21 protein-coding genes and 1 other RNA gene are annotated in these 23,186 nt (G+C 55.0%); 17 read left to right on the forward strand and 5 right to left on the reverse strand.

Annotated features, from left to right (window positions below; genetic code table 11):
- The first annotated feature begins 2 nt into the window (after positions 1 to 2).
- The 7 genes from E5161_RS18830 to E5161_RS18860 all read left to right on the forward strand — a co-directional run bounded on the left by E5161_RS18830 (position 3) and on the right by E5161_RS18860 (position 9,211).
- Positions 3 to 980 carry a sugar ABC transporter substrate-binding protein gene (locus tag E5161_RS18830; protein WP_136779456.1) on the forward strand — a complete coding sequence of 326 codons (978 nt, stop codon included), beginning with the start codon at positions 3 to 5 and terminating at the stop codon, positions 978 to 980.
- Positions 977 to 2,443 (forward strand): sensor histidine kinase, encoded by a 1,467-nt coding sequence (locus E5161_RS18835; protein WP_136779434.1) that lies wholly within the window; start codon positions 977 to 979, stop codon positions 2,441 to 2,443. Before E5161_RS18830 ends, E5161_RS18835 begins: the two co-directional genes overlap by 4 nt.
- Positions 2,418 to 3,959, forward strand: a complete 1,542-nt coding sequence (locus tag E5161_RS18840) for a response regulator (protein ID WP_136779435.1) — start codon at positions 2,418 to 2,420, stop codon at positions 3,957 to 3,959. The genes E5161_RS18835 and E5161_RS18840 overlap by 26 nt, the downstream gene beginning before the upstream one ends.
- A gap of 36 nt (positions 3,960 to 3,995) precedes the next feature.
- Entirely contained in the window at positions 3,996 to 5,117 is a 1,122-nt protein-coding gene (gene xylF / locus E5161_RS18845) for a D-xylose ABC transporter substrate-binding protein (protein WP_246042427.1), read from the forward strand.
- 126 nt (positions 5,118 to 5,243) lie between these two features.
- On the forward strand, positions 5,244 to 6,350 hold the full coding sequence (locus E5161_RS18850) for a sugar ABC transporter substrate-binding protein (protein WP_136779436.1): 1,107 nt from the start codon (positions 5,244 to 5,246) through the stop codon (positions 6,348 to 6,350).
- A gap of 108 nt (positions 6,351 to 6,458) precedes the next feature.
- Positions 6,459 to 7,979, forward strand: a complete 1,521-nt coding sequence (locus tag E5161_RS18855) for a sugar ABC transporter ATP-binding protein (RefSeq protein ID WP_136779437.1) — start codon at positions 6,459 to 6,461, stop codon at positions 7,977 to 7,979.
- Positions 7,980 to 7,990: 11 nt separating this feature from the next.
- Positions 7,991 to 9,211, forward strand: coding sequence for a sugar ABC transporter permease (locus tag E5161_RS18860; protein ID WP_136779438.1), 1,221 nt, complete (start codon positions 7,991 to 7,993; stop codon positions 9,209 to 9,211).
- Between the two features lie 57 nt (positions 9,212 to 9,268).
- Here the strand turns inward: E5161_RS18860 and E5161_RS18865 are convergent, their stop codons facing one another.
- Positions 9,269 to 10,024, reverse strand: a complete 756-nt coding sequence (locus tag E5161_RS18865; protein WP_136779439.1) for an exodeoxyribonuclease III — start codon at positions 10,022 to 10,024, stop codon at positions 9,269 to 9,271.
- Positions 10,021 to 10,785 carry a 3'-5' exonuclease gene (locus tag E5161_RS18870; RefSeq protein ID WP_136779440.1) on the reverse strand — a complete coding sequence of 255 codons (765 nt, stop codon included), beginning with the start codon at positions 10,783 to 10,785 and terminating at the stop codon, positions 10,021 to 10,023. The genes E5161_RS18865 and E5161_RS18870 overlap by 4 nt, the downstream gene beginning before the upstream one ends.
- Positions 10,786 to 10,868: 83 nt before the next feature.
- Here E5161_RS18870 and E5161_RS18875 point away from each other — a divergent pair, with 83 nt between their 5' ends.
- Positions 10,869 to 11,297 (forward strand): DUF6157 family protein, encoded by a 429-nt coding sequence (locus tag E5161_RS18875; protein WP_136779441.1) that lies wholly within the window; start codon positions 10,869 to 10,871, stop codon positions 11,295 to 11,297.
- Between the two features lie 31 nt (positions 11,298 to 11,328).
- Here the strand turns inward: E5161_RS18875 and E5161_RS18880 are convergent, their stop codons facing one another.
- Positions 11,329 to 12,189 carry a DUF421 domain-containing protein gene (locus E5161_RS18880; RefSeq protein ID WP_136779442.1) on the reverse strand — a complete coding sequence of 287 codons (861 nt, stop codon included), beginning with the start codon at positions 12,187 to 12,189 and terminating at the stop codon, positions 11,329 to 11,331.
- 153 nt (positions 12,190 to 12,342) lie between these two features.
- On the opposite strand from E5161_RS18880, the gene E5161_RS18885 reads away from it, so the two are divergent.
- The 8 genes from E5161_RS18885 (at position 12,343) to ssrA (ending at position 20,330) form a co-directional block, all read left to right on the forward strand.
- A complete protein-coding gene (locus E5161_RS18885) occupies positions 12,343 to 12,549 on the forward strand; it encodes a DUF1657 domain-containing protein (RefSeq protein WP_136779443.1) in 207 nt (68 codons plus the stop codon).
- A gap of 174 nt (positions 12,550 to 12,723) precedes the next feature.
- On the forward strand, positions 12,724 to 13,491 hold the full coding sequence (locus tag E5161_RS18890) for a sugar phosphate isomerase/epimerase family protein (RefSeq protein ID WP_136779444.1): 768 nt from the start codon (positions 12,724 to 12,726) through the stop codon (positions 13,489 to 13,491).
- 108 nt (positions 13,492 to 13,599) lie between these two features.
- Complete coding sequence (locus tag E5161_RS18895; protein ID WP_169306764.1) at positions 13,600 to 14,781, forward strand: GNAT family N-acetyltransferase; 1,182 nt, start codon at positions 13,600 to 13,602, stop codon at positions 14,779 to 14,781.
- Between the two features lie 128 nt (positions 14,782 to 14,909).
- Positions 14,910 to 15,146, forward strand: a complete 237-nt coding sequence (gene secG, locus E5161_RS18900; RefSeq protein ID WP_136779446.1) for a preprotein translocase subunit SecG — start codon at positions 14,910 to 14,912, stop codon at positions 15,144 to 15,146.
- A gap of 133 nt (positions 15,147 to 15,279) precedes the next feature.
- Positions 15,280 to 17,922 carry a ribonuclease R gene (gene rnr / locus E5161_RS18905; protein ID WP_136779458.1) on the forward strand — a complete coding sequence of 881 codons (2,643 nt, stop codon included), beginning with the start codon at positions 15,280 to 15,282 and terminating at the stop codon, positions 17,920 to 17,922.
- Positions 17,923 to 18,055: 133 nt separating this feature from the next.
- Positions 18,056 to 18,988, forward strand: a complete 933-nt coding sequence (gene pyrB, locus E5161_RS18910) for an aspartate carbamoyltransferase (RefSeq protein ID WP_136779447.1) — start codon at positions 18,056 to 18,058, stop codon at positions 18,986 to 18,988.
- Positions 18,989 to 19,334: 346 nt separating this feature from the next.
- Entirely contained in the window at positions 19,335 to 19,820 is a 486-nt protein-coding gene (gene smpB, locus E5161_RS18915; RefSeq protein WP_136779448.1) for an SsrA-binding protein SmpB, read from the forward strand.
- 147 nt (positions 19,821 to 19,967) lie between these two features.
- Positions 19,968 to 20,330: a transfer-messenger RNA gene (gene ssrA, locus E5161_RS18920) on the forward strand.
- 515 nt (positions 20,331 to 20,845) lie between these two features.
- On the opposite strand, the gene E5161_RS18925 is transcribed toward ssrA, so the two are convergent.
- Complete coding sequence (locus E5161_RS18925) at positions 20,846 to 21,145, reverse strand: putative quinol monooxygenase (RefSeq protein ID WP_136779449.1); 300 nt, start codon at positions 21,143 to 21,145, stop codon at positions 20,846 to 20,848.
- Between the two features lie 130 nt (positions 21,146 to 21,275).
- Positions 21,276 to 22,286 carry an NADP-dependent oxidoreductase gene (locus tag E5161_RS18930; RefSeq protein ID WP_136779450.1) on the reverse strand — a complete coding sequence of 337 codons (1,011 nt, stop codon included), beginning with the start codon at positions 22,284 to 22,286 and terminating at the stop codon, positions 21,276 to 21,278.
- 119 nt (positions 22,287 to 22,405) lie between these two features.
- Here E5161_RS18930 and E5161_RS18935 point away from each other — a divergent pair, with 119 nt between their 5' ends.
- Entirely contained in the window at positions 22,406 to 22,975 is a 570-nt protein-coding gene (locus E5161_RS18935) for a TetR/AcrR family transcriptional regulator (protein ID WP_136779451.1), read from the forward strand.
- Positions 22,976 to 23,186 lie beyond the last annotated feature (211 nt).

Genomic DNA, 23,186 nt, shown 5'->3' on the forward strand with positions numbered 1-23,186 from the left:
CCTTGCGGAAAACGGTTATTTTTATTCTCGGGCTCGTATGCGTCGTTCTGATGTATTTCACTTGGATATCTGCCGACAAAGTATTCCGCTCCGAATGGCAGCTGCCGCAGACCCCGGTTCAGAAACAGGCGCAATACCGCCTCGTTCTCATCACGCAAGAACTGGAGACGCCATTCTGGGTCAAAGTCGGCAAAGGCGCCAAGGAACAGGCGGGGCGGGACGGAGCCAGCATCGAAGTGTGGGGAAGCTACGTCAAGAACCAAGAAGATTTCCTGAAGCAAATCGAGATCGCGATCGACGCCAAAGTGGACGGCATTATCGTACAGGGTCTGGATACGGATGAATTCAAGGATTTGACGAAAATAAAGGCGGCGTTCTACGGGATTCCCATCGTGACCGTCGCCAACGACGTCCCCATGGCCGACAGTCTGCGTAGAACGTATGTAGGCTCGGACCAGCACAAGGCGGGGCGCATGATCGCCGAGCAGTTGATCTCGGATATGGGCGAATCGGGCATCGTCATCTTGTTGGGCGACAGCCGCCACGAGTATTATCAGCAGCAGCGGCTCAGCGGGATCAAGGAAGTGTTGGAGAAATATCCGCACGTCCGCATGGAATACGCGGAAACGCCTGACACGCGGGAGCACATCATCGCCGCAACGCAGGACCTGATGAACCGGCTGCCCGAAGCCGACGCTTTCGTCGCGGTCAACGCGAACCTTGCGGATGCTATGATCCATGAAATCGGCCGGCGCGCGCGGGTTGAGCCTTACTTTATTTATTCGTTCGACGACAGCCCGGATACGGCTGAGCTGCTCCATCAAGGGAAGCTTGACGGCATGATCGGACAATCGCCGGAAGCGATGGGCAGGCTCAGCATCGACCTCCTCACCAAATGGCTGCGCGGCGAAATGATGCCGCTTCACACCGAAGGCTATTTCACCGATATCCGGATGCTGAAGGGAACGCCAAAGCCATGAACAGCATCCAGAAGAAAATATGGTCACTAGCCGGTATCGTCCTGTTCATCATGGTGGTCATCTGGACCACTCTCACCTATTACAACCAGAAAACGCAGGACCATTACAACGAAATTCTGCAGCGTTACCTGCGGATGAACGAAGTGTCTCAGGCCAGCCAACAGGCGGTCACGGCGCTCAACAACTACTTGCTCTCGTCGTCCCAGGACAATCTCAGCCAGTTGGAACGGAGCCAGCAGCAGCTGCGCAAGGTGAAGCTCCAAATTTTCGATTTGAGAAACACGGAGAACGATTTCGCGCTTACCAATTACATGAACCTGATCGACAGTCTCGTGGAGACGACGGATCGGTCGCACATGTTTCTTACGGAGAAGGATACCGAGGATTCGGTCAAGGCGTTCGATGAAGCGACGCGCATCTCCAAATACATATCCGACATGACGCTGACCTTGCTCGACAAGGATCTGAAAACGTACGACCGCTTCTACCGCGGTATCATCGAGCAGTCGAAGGCGCTCAACGAACTCGGGATTTGGCTGCTTTTGACGATCACGTTCCTGCTGCTCCTGTTCACCTACTGGTTTTCCTTGAGCATTACGCGGCCGGTGCTGAAATTAACGCAGGCGGCGAAGGAACTATCCCGCGGCCGGTTCGATTTGCAGGTCGAGGTCGCGTCCAATGACGAAATTTCCTTTCTGGCCAAGATGTTCGACCGCATGCGGATCAACATCAATAACTTGATTGTTGAAATCCAGCAGAAGGCGCAGCTGGAGAATGAACTGCAGCAGAACAAGCTTCTGCTGCGGGAGAGCCAGCTTCGCAGTCTGCAAAGTCAGATCAATCCGCACTTTTTGTTCAATACGCTGGATACGCTGTCCAAGAAGGCTTACTTGGAAGGGTCCGAGGAAACAAGCGACCTGCTGGCGAGCGTCGCGGGCTTGTTGCGTTACAACCTGAAACGGCTGGACCGGTCCGTCACGCTCTATGAAGAAGTCAAAGTGCTGCGCCAGTACATGGAAATCCAGAAAACCCGGTTCACCGATCGGCTGCAATTCCATTCGGATATCGATGAATCTTGCCTCTACGTGCAAATCCCCGGGTTAACCCTGCAGCCGATCGTGGAGAATGCCGTCATTCATGCGGTCGAACCCAGCGAGGAAGGCGGAACGATCCGATTCCGCATCCGGAACGACGGCGAGCGGGTCACGATCGAAATCACAGATGACGGACCGGGGATGCCCGAGAATAAAATCCGGCAAATCCTGGAGGAGCACCCGGTGGATTCGGAAGGTCATTCCACGGGGATCGGGTTCAGCAACGTCGTTCGAAGGCTCCGGCTTTTTTATGGTCTAGACGACGTCATTGAGATCGAGAGTGAAACAGGCAGAGGAACGATGGTCCGCATGAAAATACCGAAAACAAGGGGAACCGAAGAGGATGATAAAGCTCTTGATCGTGGATGACGAGCAGATCGAGCGGGAAGGTCTGATGGCGATTCTGCGCAATGGTTTTCCCGACCTGGTCTTCGAGCAGGCGAGGAACGGGAAAATCGCCGTCGATTTGGTGAAGCGGTTTCGTCCGGACCTGATCCTGATGGATATCAAGATGCCGGGGATGAGCGGTCTGGAAGCCGTCGAAATCATCGGCGCCGAAGATCCGGACGTCAAATTCATTATGGTAACGGCGTACGATACTTTCGACTACGCGCGGAGAGCAATCAAGCTGGGCGTGAAGGATTATTTGCTGAAGCCGAGCAAGGCGAGCGAGATTGTCGATACGGTGGGGAAAGTGCTGAAACTGATCGAAGAGGAGCGTGAATCGCGCATCGCGAGCAATCTGCAGCGCGACGCTCTCCGTAAGATGCTGCCGGTTGTCGAGACCGACGTCGTCACCCAGCTGCTGTTCGATCACGTTCATGAGGTCCATCTGGACGAACTGGTTGGATTGCTCGGCGTCAGCACCTCGAACGAGAAGTTCGCGATGACCGTCCTGCTGCCGCCGGGATCGGAAGGCGTGTATTCCGCGGTCAAGGAGAAGGTCAGGCAGACGGGGAGCGGTTGGGTCGGTGCGCTGTACGGCCGCCAAATTCCGGTCATCGCGTTTCGGGACTCGGACAAGTCGTATCGTTCCCAAGCCGTCGGCATGGCGCGCGACCTGTTGTCCGTGGCTGGAGCAGTGGCCGGAACCGGCTGGTTCGTCGGCATCGGAAACGTCTGCGCCTCGCTGGAGCAGATCCGGCAGTCTTATCAGGAGGCGCTCATCGCGTCCATGGATCCGTCTCTGCCGGTCAAGTACCGATTCTACGCCGATACGCCGGTTCTCAACCTCGCGAATGACGGCCAGTCGGCCAAACAGACGGAAAAGCAGTTCTTCGACCGGATCCGGCTCGGTCATTGGGAGCAAGTCCGTGCGGATGTGATGGAATTTATCCGGCGGTTCGAGAATGAAGGCGTCGATTTGCTGCAAGCCCAACAACGCGTTCTCGGATTGCTTTGGATTGTGTCGCGGGTGTTGCTAGAGATGGGAATCGAGATTGACACGCCCTTGTTTGCTTACCAATCTCAGGATTACCGGCAGCTGCACGCCGAAACGGGTCAGCTGCTGGGCGGCATGCAGCGACTATTCGTATCTTATCAGGAACGTATTGCGCCAGACTCGATCCAGCAAATCAAGCAATATATCGTCGAGCATTCCCACCAAGACGTCACATTGGAAACGATCGGGAAGATAGTGAGCCTGAGCCCTTTCTATATCAGTAAAATGTTCAAAGAACAGCTGGGTGTCAACTATATCGATTTCCTCACCGAATGCCGGATCGAGAAGGCGAAGAAGCTGATGGCCGATCCCGACCGGAGCATGAAGGAAATCACGTTCGAGGTCGGCTACCATGATCCAAACTATTTCAGCAAAGTATTCAAGAAAATATGCGATGTGTCGCCGACGGAGTACCGGAAAATGCTGCTGGGGAAAAAGGGATGAGCGGCCGGTGAGTTCGAAGCGAAGGGGGAGAAACGGATGCGGATACGGAAACAGACGGGCTTGGGGCGCGTCTCATTCCTCGGAATGGCCCTGGCTCTGCTGCTGGCTAGCTTATTGCAGGCGTGCACGGGCAACGGCGCGGTGAACGAGCCGGCACCGACGCCAGCAGCCTCGCCCCGCGGAGGGATCGGCGGCGACCCGTCCACAGGCAAAGACGACAAGATCAAGGTCGGCTTCTCCATGGATACTTTGAAGGAGGAGCGCTGGCTGAAAGACCGCGACCTGTTCAAGGCCGCGGTGGAATCGCTCGGCGCCGAAGTGGTCATCATGGCGGCGAACGGCGACGATGCCCAGCAAATCTCGCAAGCCGAGACAATGATCAGCCAGGGCGTTGACGTCCTGGTCGTCGTGCCCCATAATGCCGAGGCCATGGCGGCCATCGTCAAAAAAGCCCATTCCGCCGGTATTAAAGTGCTCGCTTATGACCGTCTGGTCAAGAACGCCGACATTGACCTGTACGTGTCGTTCGACAACGAAATGGTCGGGAAGCTTCAGACGCAAGCCATTACGCGATTGGTGCCCAAAGGAAAATATGTGTACATCGGCGGCGCGGATACGGACAACAATGCCCATATGATGAAGGAAGGCGTGTTTACGATCCTGCAGCCGTCGATCGATAAGGGAGACATTACCGTCGTCTACGACCAATGGACGAAGGACTGGCTGACCGCGAATTCGCTCGCCAACATGAGAGCGGCGCTCAAAGCCAACGGAAACCGGATCGACGCGGTGATCGCCGCCAACGATGCAACGGCGGGGAGCGCCATTGAAGCCTTGAAGGAGCAGGGGCTCGCTGGACGCGTTCCGGTAGCCGGGCAGGATGCGGAGCTTGCGGCCGCCCAGCGCATCGTCGAGGGCACGCAGACGATGACCGTGTACAAGCCGATCAAGCGGCTGGCCGAGAAGGCGGCAGAGCTTGCGCTCAAGCTGGCCAAGGGCGAAAGCGCCGGAGCCGACCGGAAAGTGAACAACGGAAAAATCGAAGTGCCGTCCGTGCTGCTTCCGCCGATTGCCGTGGATAAAACGAACATCGATGACACGATTATCGCCGACGGATTCCATTCCCGTGAGGACGTCTATAAGAACGTAAAAAAATAACCGCCAGTGTCAAAAAAGTATAGACGTTTGTAAAAAGTTACTATTGTATAGCGCTTACAATCCTTTCGGGCGATGATATATTGGTCGTGTTACCCAATTTATCCATTTCCGAAAGGGGTCCCCAGAATGAAAAGAAGCTTCAAGACGATTGCTCTTCTGATGGTCGTGATGCTGTTCGCGGCACTGGTTGCGGCATGCGGCAATAAAAGCGGAAGCGGCAAAGTCAGCGTAGGTATCGTTTTGCCGACGAAAGACGAGCCGAGATGGGTGCAGGATGAGACGCGTTTCAAAGACGCGCTCAGCGGTACGAAATACACGACCGAAATCCTGTTCAGCCAGGGTTCCTCCGCGAAGGAGAAAGAAAACGTCGATACGCTGATCAGCAAAGGCATCAAAGTTCTTATCATCTGCCCGCAAGACGGCGATGCGGCCGCTGCTGCCGTAGAAGCCGCTAAGAAGGAAGGCATCACGGTTATCTCTTATGACCGCCTGATTACGAACACTGACGCAGTCGACTACTACGTTACGTTCGACAGCCTCCAGGTAGGCGCTGCGCAAGCGCAATACCTGATCGACCACTCCAAAGGCAACGGCCAGCCGCTGTACCTGTACGCAGGTGCCTCTTCCGACAACAACGCGTTCCTGTTCTTCGAAGGCGCGTGGAAAGTGCTGCAGCCGAAAATCGCTGACGGCACGTTCAAAATCGCGAACTCCAGCGAAGCTGTTGCTCTGAAAGACAAAGCGGAACTCAGCCGCGACGAAATGGCGAAAATCATCGGCCAAGTCACGACGAACTGGGATGCGAACGAGGCGAAAAACAAAGCGCAAACGCACCTTACGGCTGCTGCAGCCGACGCCAAAGGCGACGTTCTGATCCTGGCGCCGAACGACGGCACCGCCCGCTCCATCGCCGACGTATTCGCTTCCGACAGCGCGGTTACGAGTTACGTTGTAACCGGTCAGGATGCGGAAAAAGCTTCCATCCAGTACATCATTGACGGCAAGCAATCGATGACCGTGTTCAAAGACGTTCGGACGCTCGTCAAAGACGCAATGGGCATGGCAGTCGATGTGCTTGACGGCAATACGCCTGAGACGACCGGCGAATATGACAACAAAAAAGTCAAAGTAAAAGCGAAGCAAACTCCGGTTATCACGGTCGACAAGGACAACGTGAAGAAAGAACTGGTAGAGTCCGGATATTACAAAGCCGAAGACTTTAAGGGACTGTAAGCCGCAAGACGCAACCGTAAATAATCCGCATGGAATAGTGATAGATTCGCGTCTATCACTATTCCGTTTTCCGCTAAGGCAACCGTTGTGGGGTAAGGAGTGCAAAACATGAGCGACTACATTTTAGAGATGAACAATATCTCCAAGGAATTCACGGGTGTCAAAGCGCTCAGCGACGTCAGCTTCAAAGTCAAGAGAGGCGAGATCCACTGCCTGGTCGGCGAGAATGGGGCGGGCAAGTCTACGTTGATGAAAGTGCTCAGCGGGGTTTATCCCTATGGGACGTACAAAGGCGATATCGTCTACAACGGCGAGGTGCAAACGTTTGGCAAAATCAGCGACAGCGTGAAAGCCGGCATCGTCATCATTTACCAGGAGCTCGCGTTGTTCCCGGACTTGTCTGTGTACGAGAACATTTTCGTTGGCAACGAAGTGAAGCGCGGAGCTTTCGTGGATTGGAACCAAACGATCGTTCAGGCGAAGGAAATGCTGAAGAAAGTAAAGCTGAACGTCAATCCTGAAACGCCGGTCAAAAACCTGGGGGTCGGCAAACAGCAGCTCGTGGAAATCGCGAAGGCACTGAGCAAGGACGTCAAACTCCTCATTCTGGATGAGCCGACGGCGGCCCTCAATGAGAACGACAGCGAAAACCTGCTTGAGCTGCTGCGAGAATTGAAGAATCAAGGCATTACCTGCATCATGATCTCCCACAAGCTCAAAGAAGTCATCTCGATCGCCGACAAGGCGACGGTTCTCCGCGACGGCAAGACGATCTGCACGCTGGACGCTGCGAAAGGCGAAATCTCCGAGAGCGTCATTATCAAAAACATGGTCGGGCGCGATATCGAAGACATTTATCCCAAGAGAACGAACAAACAGTTCGGCGACAAGATTCTGGAAATCAAGGATTGGTCTGCATACGATCCCCAAGCGGGCCGTAACGTTGTGAGCGGCGTGAACCTGCACGTGAAAAAAGGAGAAATCGTCGGGATAGCCGGCTTGATGGGCTCGGGACGGACGGAGCTTGCGCTCAGCATCTTCGGTAATCCCAGGTCCTATAAACTGAAAGGCGACTTGTTCGTCGACGGCTCCCCCGTCACGTTCAAGCATACGAGCGACGCGATCGAAGCGGGAATCGCCTATGTCACGGAAGACAGGAAAGGCGACGGCTTGTTCCTGATTCAGGATATCAAAAGCAACATCACCGCGGCGAACCTGCAAGGCATCTCCTCGCGCGGTTGGGTCAATGACAACGAAGAAGTGAAGGTCGCCAACGAGTACAAGCAGTCCCTCTACGTGAAAGCTCCGTCCGTCGAGCAGATCGTCGGCAAGCTCAGCGGCGGCAACCAGCAGAAGGTATCGCTTGGCAAATGGCTGTTCGTCGGCCCTAAATTGTTGATTCTGGATGAGCCCACGCGCGGCATCGACGTAGGCGCCAAATTCGAAATCTATTCAATCATGAACAAGCTGATCAGCGAGGGTCTCAGCATCATCATGATCTCGTCCGAGCTGGGCGAGGTTCTCGGGATGAGCGACCGCATCTATGTCATGGCCGAAGGGAAGCTGAAGGGCGAGCTGCCCGCGGAAGAAGCCGACCAGGAAAAAATCATGCAATTCGCTACGCAATAGGAGGAGCACCTATGACCGTTTTCAATGAAGCAAGGACGCTAATCAAGGAGAACATCCGGGATGTTTTCAATGAAGCAAGGACGCTAATCAAGGAGAACATCCGGGATTACGGCATGTACATCGCCCTGTTCGTCATCATGCTGACCTTCTCGATCATGACGGACGGCCTCTTCATGTCCTCCCGCAATATCAGCAACTTGTTGGATCAAATGGGCTTCATTGCCGTATTGGCAGTTGGCATGACGCTGGTCATTGTGATCCGACACATCGATTTGTCCGTCGGTTTTGCGGCCGGGTTTCTGGGCGCAATAGCCGCCATTTTACTTACGCAGGCAGGGGTTCCGTTCTACCTGACGATTCCGATCATCCTCGTACTCGGCGTCGTGGCCGGCATGTTCAATGGCGTGCTCGTCGCGTCGGTGGGCATTCCATCGTTCGTCGCTTCGCTCGCAGGGATGCTGATTTTCCGCGGGGCACTGCTCAGGGTAACGGAAGGCAGCGGCACGATTATCGTCAAGGACAACCATTTCAACGCGATCGGCAACGGATATATCCCGGCGATTGCGAAGGTTGGCGGGTTGAGCCTGCTTTCTCTCATACTCGGCGGAGTCGCCATCCTGCTCTATATTTATTCCGAAATGTCCAATCGCAGAAATAAGCTGAAGTACCAGTTTGAAGTCGTTTCCATCCCGATTTTCACTTTAAAAATCTTGTTCGTCTCGGCTATCATCGCCTATATTACTTGGATTATCGCAGGTTACAACGGCTTCTCCTGGACGGTGATCATCGTGATGGCCGTTGTTGTGATCTATCATTTCCTCACGACCAAGACCGTACTCGGCAGACAAATCTACGCTGTCGGATCCAACCCGGAAGCCGCTCACCTGAGCGGGATTAACGTGAAGAAGATCACCTACATCGTGTTCGGTTCGATGGGCATGCTCTCCGCGTTGTCCGGCATCTTGTACACGGCCCGTCTGCATTCCGCGACGACGACCGCCGGTACGCTGTTCGAACTGGACGCGATCGCAGCGGCTTACGTAGGCGGCGTCTCCGCGGCCGGCGGTGTCGGCAAAGTCACCGGCTCCATCATCGGTGCGCTCGTCATGACTTCGTTGTCCAGCGGCATGAACCTGCTAGGCGTAGGCATCTCCTATCAATACATGATCCGCGGCGGCGTATTGGCGGCAGCGGTCATTTTCGACGTTATGACACGTAAGAAGAGAGGTTAATATACCCTACAAGGAAGGCCGGAATCCTCAGGGGAGGAGTTCCGGCCTTATTTACGTTCAAAGCTCCGCTTCCAAAATAACAGGGCAATGGTCGCTGCCGGTCACATGACAGTCGATCCGAGCATCCGTCAGCATGGGAGCGAGTCTGGCGGAAGCCAGAAAATAATCGATTCTCCAGCCTACGTTCCGCTCCCGCACTTTCGGCATATTCGACCACCAAGAGTAAACGTCTGTGCGATCCGGATAGAAATGACGGAACGTATCGATGAAGCCGGCCTCGAGCAATCCGGTCATTTTGCCTCGTTCCTCATCCGTGAAGCCGGAGTTGCCCCGATTGGACTTCCAGTTCTTGATATCGATCTCCTGGTGGGCGACGTTCAAATCGCCGCAGGCGATGACGGGCTTCCGCGCATCCAGCTCTTGAAGGTAGCGGAGAAACCGGTCCTCCCACTCCAGCCGGTAGTCCAGCCGGGATAAATCGCGCTTCGCATTTGGCGTATAGACGTTGACCAAATAGAAAGCGTCAAACTCCAGCGTGATGATGCGTCCCTCAGGCTCGGTTTCCTCTTCCATTCCGTACCGCACCGACAGCGGCTCCTGCTTTGTAAATACGGCGGTCCCGGAGTACCCTTTTTTCTCCGCATAGTTCCAATACTGCCGATATTGTTCGCCATGATCGAGGGTGATTTGTCCTTCTTGCAGCTTCGTCTCCTGAACGCAGAAAATATCGGCGTCCACCTCTTTGAAATATTCGTTGAAGCCTTTGTTCACGCAAGCCCTTAGTCCGTTCACATTCCAAGATACGAGTCTCATGGCCGCTTCTCTCCCGACGTTTTCATTTCCTCTGCAAAATACGCCTTCAATTCGGCAGCCTTCCTTCGATCCGTGAGATCGACTTTCCCCGTCAAATAATGTTCCACGAACTGGTCCCAATCCGGTGATTTGTTTTGTCTCATCATGGTGCGAACGGCGCTTTTCACCAACCGGCGTTCCTTGGAGTTTGTATACGTGTCTTTATATTGCTGCGTCCGTTCCAAGTCCAGTTCGGCGAACAGTTTGCGGAACACTTCCGCTGTCATGCGTGCGTCATCCAATGCGCGATGGGCGGAACCTTCCGCAGAGATTCCGAGATCCGCAAGCGCCGCTTCCACGCTCACATCGTTCGTGACATTTTTATAGCGGATATATCCTTTGAGCAAGTCGAAGTAAGAGGCGGCGAGCCAATCGGCGTCATTCAATTTGTGCATGCGGGTGTCGAACACGATTCGCTTTAAATCCTCGCCGCCCCACGTAACAAGAAGGAACGTTTCGCTCCGGTTCAGCCAGGCTCTGAAGGCTGCGATGACTTGAGGAAAACCTTCGGCATGGTCGATATCTTCCTGAGGGATTCCGGTTTTTTTCTTGATAAAGTTATTCAATTTCGAAAAATACACCGGTTTGATCAAAGAGGAAAACCCGTCCACGAGCCGCAAAGAGGAATCCAGTCTCACCGCACCGATCTCGATGACCTCCATCGGCAAATCGCTGGCAAACTTCCGTCCGTTAAATTCGATATCCAATACGATGTAATCCAAAACGCCGGCTCCCATCTATCTGTTTGTTTTATTTTAACAAAGTTATAATAGAAGTATAAGAATGCGAAGAGAGGTGCGACTGGATGGAGCTGAATTATTACAACACGTTCATTACGGTGGCGCCGGATTGTCCGGTGGAGACAGGTACGGTGCCTAAGGACAAGAAGGATGGAAAAACGAAGCCGGGCATCGAATTCGAGCTGGCTGCCGATCGTCCGTACAAGTACACGCAGGAAGAGCTTCTGTTCGAGGTGCACGTACGGCACAAACAGATTCCGCAGGAGGAGCTGGCGGCGCGGCGGGAGGAAATCCGGGAGCAGTTTTTCAGCAAACCGATGGCGTGTTTGAGAGCGTCCATGCTGCCGAAAAAGTATGGCTGGGGAATCCATTTTAACGAGGAAGGGAAACTGGCGCTTTACGCGATGGAGTCTTCCGAGTACCGCGAGTTTGCGGATGGCGGCCGGAAAGGCGTGAAGCTGCTGGCCGCCATGCGAAACGGCAAGAAAAAATGAAGGGACCGCAGATCCTTCACTCTATAAGAATTTAACCTTGTAAAACAGGCTTCAGATCCCGGATCAGCTTGTCCAGACTCTGCGCGTTGTTTTCGAACATCTTTTTGGCGTCCGGATTTTTGGCGGAGAGGGCGAACAGCTCGAGATCGGCCTGCGTTTTCTTCAGTGTGGCCATGACCAGCGCTTTGCCCTGCGGAAGCGGGACTTTCAGTTTGTCGTCATACAAATCCACATAGAGCTGCTGGTAGGCGTCGACTTGCCCGAGAAACACGTTTTCGGGCGCGACTCCGACTTTCTGCAGCTCCGTCTTCAGCCAGCCGGGGCTCAAGCCGAGAGTGGATAAAGGCTCGGTCATAATATTACCGTCAATAATGACGGCTTGAGGCTCGACCTCGTTCACCGTTTTGATCCCGACATCGCTGGCTGTAAGCGGCAGCTTGGATTTCTTAAGCAGCACGCTGAGCTTCCCGTTGGTTTCCATGACCGCGAATTCCACATCCGCTACGTTAAATACATTTTTCCCCCGCAGCTGTTCCATCAGTTCGTCGGCGCTGAGCCGCTCCTTCTTCAAGTTGCTCTCTAACACTTTGCCCTCTTTCACCAGAATGGTGCCTCTGCCTTCGAACCATATGCGTAACTTTTGGCTTTTTAACAACAGCCATTCCATGGAGAAAGGGATGAAGAACCAGACGGACATGGCCAATATGCCGTAAAAATAGTGCTTTTCGATGTCCGTGGAAACGAATCCCGCCAGCTCACCCAGTGTGATTCCCATCACATACTCGAAAAACGATAGCTGGGAAATTTGTTTTTTGCCCAAAATCCGCGTGAACAGGAAGAGCACACTCAGTGCGCCAAGCGAACGAAACAGAATCTGGACCCAGTCCGGCATAACGAGTTACCTTCTTTCCCGTCGAATTTCGTACCCTCACAAGGTTTCCTCAGGAACCCATTTTTTAACACACCATTTTTGCATGAATACGCCGTTCGATGATGGACAAATTACTCTGGACCGCACTTTCCCAAAAACGAGGTGATCTCGCGCATGACCGTGTCAACCCAAGTGAAAACCACCGTCGCATCCTTGAAAAGCGCGCAAGCGAGCCTGGAGCAGTTCGCACTCAATACGCAAAACCAGGAAGCCAAGCAAATGTTTACGGATGCCGCTACCCAAACGGGGCAAATTTTGCAGCAGATTGAGTCCAGAGTTCAACAATTGGAGCAGGAAGAACCGCAGTATAAAGGTTTTTAAGAGGACGAGGGCGCCGCAGCGATTGCGGCGCTCTTTCTCTTGGCGCTCATCCAAATGGCATATAAATAAGGCAAAAACCATCCTCGCTTCGAAGCGCCACTTCTGCCTATAATGGGTATAGATGAAAGCGCGCCCATGTGGCGGGCTAACCCATGAAGGTGGTGGCATGTTTCCATGAGCAAACCTCAAGTCGGCATTCAGTTGTACTCGGTACGCGATCTGAGCGAGAAGGATTTTCTGGGGACGATCCGGCGAATTGCGGATATCGGCTACAAAAACGTGGAATTGGCAGGCTATTACGGAGTATCGGCCAAGGACTTGCGCGCCGCGCTGTCGGACGCCGGGCTGAACGCTCCGTCCGCTCATGTCGGGCTGACGATGGATCAGCCGGACAAGTGGAAGGACAACCTCCAGACGCAGGTCGAATATGCCCTGGAACTCGGCATCAAGCGGTTCATCATACCGTGGTTCCCGCTGCCGGAATCGCCCACGGAGGACGATGTGGCGAAAATGGCGGACGTGCTGGAGCAGGCTTCCGAAATCGTCACGAAGTCAGGCATGAGTTTCGGCTATCATAATCATGCGTTCGAATTCAAATCGGTCGGCGGCAAGCTGGTCATCGACCGCCTGCTGGAACGGATTCCGGCGGACAAGCTGTTCGCGGAATTTGACCTCGGCTGGGTGAAGGTCGGAGGACAGGATCCGGCCGCTTATATCGAGAAATACGCAGGCCGGGTGCCGGTCGTCCATGCGAAGGATTTCAAGGATGACGGCGTGGACACTGAAATCGGACGCGGAACCGTCGATTGGGACGCGGCGCTGGCAGCGTGCGAGAAGTCGGGCGTCGAATACATCATCATCGAACAAGAGCATTACGATGTCGGCTCCCTCGAGAGCGCCAAGCTGAACTTTGCCTGGTTCCGTGAGCGGGGTATGCTGTAATTACGGTTTGGAATGGCTGGGCCTGGCTGAAGAAGCCGGGCTCTTTTCTTATGGCTGGGCCGTACGTTATGATGGATGGAAATGGGAGCAGGGGGAGTGGCTGACAGCATGGCGGAAATCCGGAACTTAACGATCGAGGACTTCGATGACAGGGTTGCGTTATCGGAATTTGCGTTTCAATATGCGGTATCTCCGGAGGACAAGGAACAGCAGCGGAAAAACTTTCGGCCGGAGGACGTTTATGGCCTTTTCGGGGACGATGGCCGAATGTTGTCTTCATTATTCATCTTGCCGTTCGAAATCTGGCTGAGAGGGCGGAAGCTGGCGATGGGCGGCGTGGCGGGCGTTGCTTCTTGGCCGGACAGCCGGCGCCAGGGAAGCATTGCCCGGCTGTTGACGCATTCGTTCGAAGAGATGCGCCGCAAGGGGCAAAGTATAAGCGCGCTTTATCCGTTTTCATATGCTTTTTACCGGAAGTACGGCTATGAAATGATGACGCAGAAAAAGCAGTATACGATCGAACCCCGCTGGTTCCCACCGCGCCGCGACACGGCCGGCACGGTGAAGCTGGTAGAGAAAAGCATGGAGTTGCTGGACCCGGTTTACCAAACGTTCGCTGCGCGATATGACGGCATGCTGGTCAGGGACCGCTACTGGTGGGACAGCCGTGCGCTCAAGGCGCAAATGGCGGCGGTGTATTCCAATCCGTCGGGGCAGGCGGAAGGGTACATGCTTTATCAAGTGAAGGACAAGCACATGAAGGTGTTCGAGTGGGTGGCTTTGACCGAGGAGGCGAGAATCGGGCTTTGGAGTTATGCGGGCAACCACGATTCCATGGCGGATCAGCTTACGATGACGGTGCCCGCGGACGATCCGCTGCCGTTCTTGCTGCCGGAGCCCCGATTGAAGCAGGAGGTAACAGGCCACTTCATGTCGCGGATAGTAGACGCGCAAGCGTTCGTCGGCCAGTATCGTTTTGAAGAATCGGACCGGACGGATGAGCTGTTACTGCATCTCGAGGATGGCCATGCGCCTTGGAATGAGGGATTGTTTCAGCTGCGAATCGAGCCTTCCGGTAAAGCGGCGCTGGAACGTGTGACCCGTGCTGCGGGGGACGGCGGAACGTCGGCTGTGTCGCTGGATATTCAAACGTTAACGGTCATGCTCGCAGGAAACCTGCGTCCGCGCATGCTTCAGCGTACTGGACGTTTGCAAGGTGCGCCGGAGTCGGCTGCGTTGTTGGAACGGCGCGTCCCGCTTGTGCAGCCTTACTTATTCGATTTCTTCTAAAGCGAGCGGGGTGTTGACGGAAATTTCCGGAGAATGCGAACGGTTGTCAACCGAACAGCCTGTGTGATAGAATGAAAATACTGTTTTTGTAGAGTTCATCGTGTTTCGGCACTCGGGAGGTGGAAGCGGTGGTAGTTTTCTTTAAGATATTGCTCGTGATTTTCTCGCTGGGTCTGATTGCCGTTGTTTTGCTGCAGCGCGGCAAGAGCGCGGGTCTGTCGGGCGCCATCTCCGGCGGTGCCGAGCACTTGTTCGGCAAGCAGAAGGCACGCGGACTGGACTTGTTCCTTCAGCGTCTGACGATCGGTCTGGCGGTCGGATTTTTTATCCTCGCCTTGGTGGTCGCTTATTTCGTAAAAGGCTAATGAACGAACCGACGAGCAGGAAGCGCAAGCTTCCTGCTTTTTTTGTGCGTTGACGCGGTGGAGGTCCGGAAGTCCGGTTGCCTCGGAATCATTGCGTGTATACTATACATAGGACGAGGTGATGCGGATGCCGATGTGTACGGAGCAGGAGCTGCTCGACTTTATGCGCGAGACGGCTTACAAACCCATGACGTACCAGGAGCTGGAGAAGCATTTTGGCATCGATAATGCCGACGACTTTAAAACGTTTCTGCGCATGCTGACCGAAATGGAGAACGACGGGAAAATTTTGATGACCCGTACCGATCGTTACGGTGTGCCGGAACGGATGAATTTGCTGCGCGGACGCCTTCAATCGCATCCTAAGGGATTCGCGTTTTTGCTGCCTGATGAACCGGATCATCCGGACGTCTATATCCACGCCAACGATATGAAGGGCGCCATGAACGGGGATATCGTGCTCGTTCGTGTCACAACCAAGAGCGATAACGGGCAGCGGATGGAAGGCGAGATCGTACGCATTGTGAAACGGGCGGTCACGCAGGTCGTCGGGTTGTTCGAGAACCACGAAAGTTATGGATTCGTCATTCCGGACGATAAACGGATCAACAAGGATATTTTCATCCGTCAGGAAGCATTTAAAGGTGCGGTGACGGGCCAGAAGGTCGTCGTCAACATTGTGAAATATCCGGAAGGGCGGTCCGCCGCGGAAGGCGAAATCGTCGAAATTCTCGGGCATAAGGACGATCCGGGCGTCGATATTTTGAGCATTATCCGCAAGCACGCGCTGCCGGAAAGCTTTCCGGATGATGTGATGGCGGAAGCGGAAACGGCACCGGATTCGATCACCGAGGAAGAAATTGTGCGCCAAGGACGGCGCGATTTGCGCGGGCGCGTCATTGTGACGATCGACGGCGAAGACGCCAAAGATTTGGACGACGCCGTGAACGTGGAGCGGCTGCCGAACGGCAATTACCTGCTCGGCGTTCACATCGCGGACGTCAGCTATTATGTGCGGGAGAAGTCCAAGCTCGATCAGGAAGCCTACAACCGCGGTTGCAGCGTGTATTTGGTGGATCGAGTGATTCCTATGCTGCCGCACCGGCTGTCCAACGGGATTTGCTCGCTGAATCCGCAAGTGGACCGTCTCACGATGTCCTGTGAGATGGAATTCGAACCGGGAACGTTGAGACGGGTTCGTCACGATATTTACACGAGCGTGATCCGCACGAAGGAGCGCATGACGTACACGAACGTGCGCAAAATTTTGACGGATGAAGATCCGGAAGTGATGGAGCGTTATTCCGATTTGGTGGAGAACTTCCGGCTGATGCGAGAGCTGGCCTTAGGGCTGCGGGAGCACCGGATGCGGCGCGGCGCCATCGATTTCGACTTCCAGGAATCGAAGGTCATCGTGGACCAGGAAGGGAAGCCCGTTGACATCGTGAAACGGGAGCGTTCCATCGCCGAACAGATTATCGAGGAATTCATGCTGGCGGCAAACGAGACGGTGGCGGAGCATTTTCATTGGCTGAAGGTGCCGTTCATTTACCGGATCCATGAGGAGCCGAGCAGCGAGAAGCTGCAGCAGTTCGTGCAGTTCGCGGCGAATTTCGGTTATGCCGTGCGAGGCAAAGGCAACAACGTGCATCCGCGCGCGCTGCAGACCTTGTTGGAGGAAATTCGCGACACCAAGGAAGAGACCGTGCTGAGCACCATGATGCTGCGGTCGATGAAACAGGCGAAATACGATGCGGAAAGCTTGGGGCATTTCGGACTGGCGGCTGAATTTTATACCCATTTCACATCGCCAATCCGGCGTTATCCCGATTTGGTCATCCATCGGGTAATTCGGGAAGTGTTGGAAAATGGGGGCACATTGCCGGACGTGCGCGTGGATGCGCTGGCGCCCCGTATGTCGGATATTGCACAGCAGTCTTCGGAGCGGGAACGGGTCGCCGTGGACGCGGAGCGGGATACGGAGAAGCTGAAGAAAGCCGAGTTCATGCTGGATAAGATCGGCGAGGAGTTCTCCGGCATTATTAGCGGCGTCACCAGCTTCGGCATGTTCGTGGAGCTGGACAACACCGTCGAGGGCTTGATCCGGTTAAGCGGTTTGACCGACGATTATTACCATTTCCACGAGCTTCATATGGCGCTCATCGGAGAGCGGACCTCTAAGGTGTACCGGATCGGGGACGAGGTCAAGATCCGGGTCGCTCGGGTCAACATGGAAGACCATACGATCGATTTCGAGATGGTCGACATGAAGCCGCGCCGCGCCGGCAAAATGAGTTGGGTGGACGCGCGGGGAGGCGGCGGTGGCGGCGGATTCGACCGCAAGCGGGGCAAGAAGCGAGGACGCGGTGGAGCATCTGCCGGGGCAGCCAGTCAGCGCCAGGCTCCGGCTGCGGGCGTGCGCGAAGAGCGCGGCGGCGGCAAGCGGCGCAAGGGCCGCGGCAGTGAGCGCCCGACGGTGGCTGTGCAGCCGGCGGCAGCGCCGAAAGCCGGCGGCGGGCGCGGGCCGAAGGCGGATGCGCCGGCCAGCAAGCCGAAGAAGCGCGCGGGTTCGCTCGATATGTGGGGCCTGCCGATTTCCGGCAATGGCCTTCGAGATGACGGCGGCGAGAGCGAAGCGCTGGCCGAAATGCGGAAATCCAAGCGCCGCGAAGGCGGCGGCCGGAGATCCGGCGGCGGCGCCGGTTCCGCTGGCGGTGGCGGTGGCGGTGGCGGTGGCGAGCAGCCGCAGGAGAAGCGTCGGAAGCGTAAAGAATAAGTTTCGGGGACCAGCCGGCTGTTTGGCTGGTCCTTTGTGCGCGGTTGACGGGGATTCATGCCATTTTACAATTAGAGAGCGATCTTATAGGATAGAGAATAGTGTACGGATGAGCGGGGAGGATGGCGTTGTAATGGATCGCAAGCTGTATCACGTGTTGGGAGCCAAGCAGTTTGACCGTGCGGAGTTGGAACGGTTGTTCGCGGCGTCGCGGGAGATGGAAGACGTCGTGGCGGCAGGCGGAGATCGGAGATTGGCCGGGCGTATCATGACTACATTGTTCTTCGAGGCGAGCACGCGTACCCGGCTGTCGTTCGAATCGGCCATGCATCGGCTTGGCGGCAGCGTAATCGGCACGGAGAACGCCGCGCAGTTCTCGTCGGCGATCAAAGGCGAGACGCTGGAGGACACGATCCGCATCATCAGCGGATACAGCGACGTCATCGTCATGCGGCATACCGAGATCGGCTCCGCGAAGCGGGCGGCGGCGGTGACCGGAGTTCCCGTCATCAACGCGGGCGACGGGGCGGGCGAGCATCCGACGCAGGCGCTGTTGGACGCTTATACGATCAATAAAGAATTCGGCCGGATCGACGGGCTGAAAATTGCGATGGTGGGCGATCTCGCGTACGGAAGAACGGTTCATTCGCTCAGCTACATGTTGGCCAATTATCAAGACGTCATGATTTACTACATCGCACCGGAGAATGTGCAAATTCCGGCGAACGTGAAGCGGTACATGGACGGAAAAGGCATCCGCTATCAGGAGACGCATGATTTGAACGCGGTTGCCGGGTCGGTAGATGTCGTGTACCAGACGCGCATTCAGAAGGAACGGTTCCCTTCGCTTGAAGAGTATGAGAAGGCTTCGGGCAAGTACATTATCGACGGCGAGTTGTTGTCCCGGATGAGGAAGGAAGCGATTGTGCTCCATCCGCTGCCGCGCGCCGGTGAAATCGCCGAAGAAGTGGACGCCGATCCGCGTGCCGCTTACTTCCGCCAGGCGCACAATGGCTTGTATATCCGAATGGCGCTGATCGCGAAATGTTTGGGTGTGGCGGACTGAAGTTGACTCTGGCCATAAGTTATTCGGCAAGCCGTCTGATGCGCTGTAGCTACATTTTGCCAAATTGCAAGACCATATGAAGCGAGCAAGAGCGCTGTAACGACAATTTGCGAAATTACAGCGCCCTTAAGTCCCCGCAGCCAACGAATCACCCTCTGTAGTTTCGCAAAATGAAGTTACAGAGTGCCCCACACCTCAAAGTCACATTGTAATTTCGCAAAATATAGTTAGAGACAGTCCGAGTCTCGGCTTAAATGAAAGCGGCAATTGAGAAGGCCGGCAGTGGCGTGCTATAATGAATCTCCGGCGTCATGCCTGATACGAATCGTAGGGGAGGAGAAGGAAAGTGGGCAGCAAGAACAAAGACCAGTTTGACAAGCCGTTGGCGCAGAACAAAAAAGCTTCCCATGACTACTTCATCGAAGAGACCTACGAAGCGGGAATGGTGCTGACCGGTACGGAAATCAAATCTTTGCGCCGCGGCCGAGCGAATCTTAGCGATACGTTCTGCACGGTAAGGAACGGCGAGATGTTCATCCACAACATGCACATCAGTCCGTTCGAGGAAGGCAACCGCCACAACTCCGATCCCACTCGGGCACGGAAGCTTCTGCTGCATAAGCAGCAGATTCACAAAATGCTCGGGGAGTCGAAGCGCGAAGGCTACACCATCGTGCCGCTGAAGGTGTATGTGCGTAACGGTTACGCCAAAGTACTGATCGGCATGGGTAAGGGCAAGAAGCAGTACGACAAGCGCGCCGATGCTGCCAAGAAAGACGCGCAGCGGGACATTCAGCGGATTCTTCGGGAGAAGCAGAAGGTCAGCAATTAACCGATGGCAGGGTTACCAGCAACAATCACACGGTTTTGATGGCGTTTGTGTGGTATAATAGTTATAGCTAGTTCATGCTTCGATTGGCTGTTGATCGAAGCGCCCTTGGATTCTTGAGCCGCTGGTGGGCGGCCGCGAATCAGCTTCGGGGGCGTTTATGGATTCGACGGGGACAGTTCGAGCATGGGTAGCGGGTAGTAGGGCTGCGACTGCTTCAACAACGCGGAAAGCGAATAATCGCAAACAAACAACCTTCTCTGGCTCTGGCCGCCTAATAACGGTCACCAGGCTCTAACTCTCCATCGCCCATGTGGCGGGATTAGGGCTCAACTTTAGTGGGATACGCTGTCTAGTCTCCGCCTGGGGCTAGCTGAAGAAGACAATCAGGCTGACCCGACGCAGAGCCGGTTCCGGGGCGCTGCTCGGGTGACATCAAAACTGGAACTACACCCGTAGAAGCCTATGTGGCGTTGTCTTCGGACAGGGGTTCGACTCCCCTCGCCTCCACCATAAAAACACTGACCGCACGAGGTCAGTGTTTTTTTGTTGGTGGAGAAGTTTGGGGAGTCGCCCCGATCCGAAAGAGGACAGTTGGGTTCGATCGCGCGGAGGTCTGCGGAGCGGACTGAGCACGCAATCTGATTCTACCACTAAGGTTGTCCTCGTCGAATATACCTCGTCAGCAAATTCAACGGGAGTCGCCCCGATCCGAAAGAGGACAGTTGGGTTCGATCGCGCGGAGGTCTGCGGAGCGGACCGAGCACGCAATCTGATTCTACCGCTAAGGTTGTCCTCGTCAAGAAAAACCATTAATACCGAGGGACGGGTACTTTAGTTCAATACAAAGCAGAAGGATCCGCGGCGGATCCTTCTTACTTCTGCTGCCATGAGCAGCCCTTATCTCTTTTACCAGTGGCAAATAGGGCTACTGTCCGCGATTGGATAACAAGAGCCGAATGAAGGGAGACCTTCACATTCTGTTCTGTGAGAGACTGGGGGGAATTCCCCGGTCTACCCAACCTCTTTTACTCCATGAACGAGCGCTCGTTCGAGATATCATATTTTAGAATGTCCATTCTCATCCTGTTTCCCCACTTTTTTAAAAACGGCGCCGACTCATGTCTTTCAACATGGGCAGTCAGCGATTCTTGATCTTGCCACCGCTGAACAGTCAGCATGCGTCCGGCGCGCGCATCTTCCAAAGTAAAGGCATAAAAGAGGCATCCCTTTTCAGCTCTCGTGCTGGAAACGACAGCCTGAACGTCTGCAGTGAACTCATTCACATCCGACGGATTTAGGTGAACGTAACCCATGAGTAGAACCATTGTTGTTCATCCTTTTCTCATAAATAAGTTAGCATAATTCTTCAAAGCTCATTCGCGGTCCTCGCTCTGGAACGTCGTAAAGTTTTGCGACGTTCCAAGAGGAGTGCGATAATCATTCGAGCTGTCTTCCTTACACGACCGTGAGTACAATCTTGCCTTGAATGTGCCCACCGGCGGCTCGTTCATGCGCCTTGCGAGCATCGGCAAGTGGAAACGTGCTGTCGATGGCGACGCGAACCGTCCCAGCATCGAGCAAGCGCCCTAATTCCGCCAGCTGCGGGCCGTTTGAGCGCACTTGGGTCAACGATACCGTGACGCCCAACTTTGCGGCTTCCTCGGCGTCGGAGAAGCCTAAGAACACCGGGAACAAAGCGCCGCCACGCTTGAGTGTACGCAAGAAACGACCGGTTGTTGGACCGCCGAGGGTATCGAGGACGAGATCAACGTCATGGGCGATGTCCTCGGGAGGGCTCTTGGTGTAGTCGATGAATTCGTCGGCACCGAGCTCGCGCAGGAACGACTCATGCTTGCCCGATGCCACCGCGATGACGTGCGCACCCTTCCACTTAGCCAACTGCACCGCTAAGTGTCCCACGCCGCCCGCAGCACCATTGACGAGTACCGTCTTGCCGCCCAGCGGCACCGGGCGATGCGACTCCGGTTGAAACGGATTCGCTTCATTGTGCCCGAGCTCAATCAGGAACTGCCATCCGGTGAGACCTGCCATCGGCGCCCCTGCGGCGTGCACGTGATCGATGCCAGCCGGTTTGAGTGCAAGATCCGACGCTGGCGCGGCGACGTACTCGGCATAAGCAGCGCTCTCTCCCATGCTAGGAAAGCGAACCATGCCGAAAACCTCATCGCCGATGGAGAAGCCTTGCACATCCGTGGCTACCGCCTCGACGACGCCCGACACGTCCGACCCCAGAATGAAGGGAAAGGACACCGCCGGCTGCCACTCAGGAGGAAGATCCTTATACCCCTCGCGCAGGTACCAGTCGGGGGGGTTGATGCCAACCGCGTGAACGCGGACAAGCACCTCACCTGGCTTCAGCTCGGGAAGCGGCGCATCCTCGTAACGCAGTACCTCAGGGCCGCCGAATTCATGCAGACGAATCGCCTTCATTGTATCTGTAGACATCTTGCTTTCTCCTTTCATGTAGATGAGTTATACTTACCAGAGCAGTGCTCCACATAATCGGATCACTGTTCCGTTTATGATTATACGGAGCACCGCTCCGATTGTCAAGGAGGAATTCTATGCGAGCCGATGCAAAGAAAAACTATGAGCACATACTCGCAGTCGCGAACGTCGTTGTAACCGAGCACGGCGTCGATGCATCGCTGCGCGACATCGCTCGCAGAGCTGGTGTCGGGCTCGGCACACTGTATCGTCATTTCCCGACGAGAGAGGCGCTGCTCGAAGCTATGCTCCGTTCAAGCTTCGACGAGTTTACGACAAAGGCACGTGAGCTCGAAACTGCGAGTTCACCCGATGATGCACTCGTGTCGTGGCTACGCGACGTCGTTGCATTCACGGGCAACTATCAAGGAGTTGTGGACGTGATGATGGCAGCCAAAGAGGACCCGGAGTCCGCGCTCCACGCTTCATGCATGACGATGCGCACAGCAGGCACGCAGCTTCTCGCTCGTGCCCAGGCAGAAGGTTTGGCGCGTACCGATATGGATGGTGATGATCTGTTCTCGTTAGCTGCAGCGCTTGCGTGGCTAAGCAACCAGCCCTCGTCCGCGCCACGGGCTGAGCATCTCTTCAGTATTATCGCGAGCGCGATCTTGACTAATCGATCGAGCGGCAATTTCAGGGTGTAGCTAAATTAGTGCTACCCTAATAGCAACGATATCATGCTCTGCTTACAATAGATTGAACTACCCTGAAAATAACTCATAGTAGAGAACCAAAAAAGACAGCACGAAAGTAGGCGCAGCTCAAGTGATTTTAAAAAAGCTGCGTCTTCTGTGTGAAGAAGGGGAGGTCAGGAAGCTTCCGGTGAGGCCAATGTTACCGTGAAGCCCAGGTTCT

The sequence above is a fragment of the Cohnella pontilimi genome, assembly GCF_005049045.1.
Lineage (GTDB): Bacteria > Bacillota > Bacilli > Paenibacillales > Paenibacillaceae > Cohnella > Cohnella pontilimi.

Coding starts and splice junctions, on each gene's coding strand:
- pyrB (WP_136779447.1), top strand. CDS start 18,056: ATGGATCGCAAGCTGTATCACGTGTTGGGAGCCAAGCAGTTTGACCGT.
- E5161_RS18835 (WP_136779434.1), top strand. CDS start 977: ATGAACAGCATCCAGAAGAAAATATGGTCACTAGCCGGTATCGTCCTG.
- E5161_RS18930 (WP_136779450.1), bottom strand. CDS start 22,286: ATGTCTACAGATACAATGAAGGCGATTCGTCTGCATGAATTCGGCGGC.
- E5161_RS18855 (WP_136779437.1), top strand. CDS start 6,459: ATGAGCGACTACATTTTAGAGATGAACAATATCTCCAAGGAATTCACG.
- E5161_RS18895 (WP_169306764.1), top strand. CDS start 13,600: ATGGCGGAAATCCGGAACTTAACGATCGAGGACTTCGATGACAGGGTT.
- E5161_RS18885 (WP_136779443.1), top strand. CDS start 12,343: ATGACCGTGTCAACCCAAGTGAAAACCACCGTCGCATCCTTGAAAAGC.
- E5161_RS18840 (WP_136779435.1), top strand. CDS start 2,418: ATGATAAAGCTCTTGATCGTGGATGACGAGCAGATCGAGCGGGAAGGT.
- rnr (WP_136779458.1), top strand. CDS start 15,280: ATGTGTACGGAGCAGGAGCTGCTCGACTTTATGCGCGAGACGGCTTAC.
- E5161_RS18925 (WP_136779449.1), bottom strand. CDS start 21,145: ATGGTTCTACTCATGGGTTACGTTCACCTAAATCCGTCGGATGTGAAT.
- E5161_RS18880 (WP_136779442.1), bottom strand. CDS start 12,189: ATGCCGGACTGGGTCCAGATTCTGTTTCGTTCGCTTGGCGCACTGAGT.
- xylF (WP_246042427.1), top strand. CDS start 3,996: ATGCGGATACGGAAACAGACGGGCTTGGGGCGCGTCTCATTCCTCGGA.
- E5161_RS18860 (WP_136779438.1), top strand. CDS start 7,991: ATGACCGTTTTCAATGAAGCAAGGACGCTAATCAAGGAGAACATCCGG.
- E5161_RS18865 (WP_136779439.1), bottom strand. CDS start 10,024: ATGAGACTCGTATCTTGGAATGTGAACGGACTAAGGGCTTGCGTGAAC.
- E5161_RS18935 (WP_136779451.1), top strand. CDS start 22,406: ATGCGAGCCGATGCAAAGAAAAACTATGAGCACATACTCGCAGTCGCG.
- E5161_RS18890 (WP_136779444.1), top strand. CDS start 12,724: ATGAGCAAACCTCAAGTCGGCATTCAGTTGTACTCGGTACGCGATCTG.
- E5161_RS18875 (WP_136779441.1), top strand. CDS start 10,869: ATGGAGCTGAATTATTACAACACGTTCATTACGGTGGCGCCGGATTGT.
- E5161_RS18850 (WP_136779436.1), top strand. CDS start 5,244: ATGAAAAGAAGCTTCAAGACGATTGCTCTTCTGATGGTCGTGATGCTG.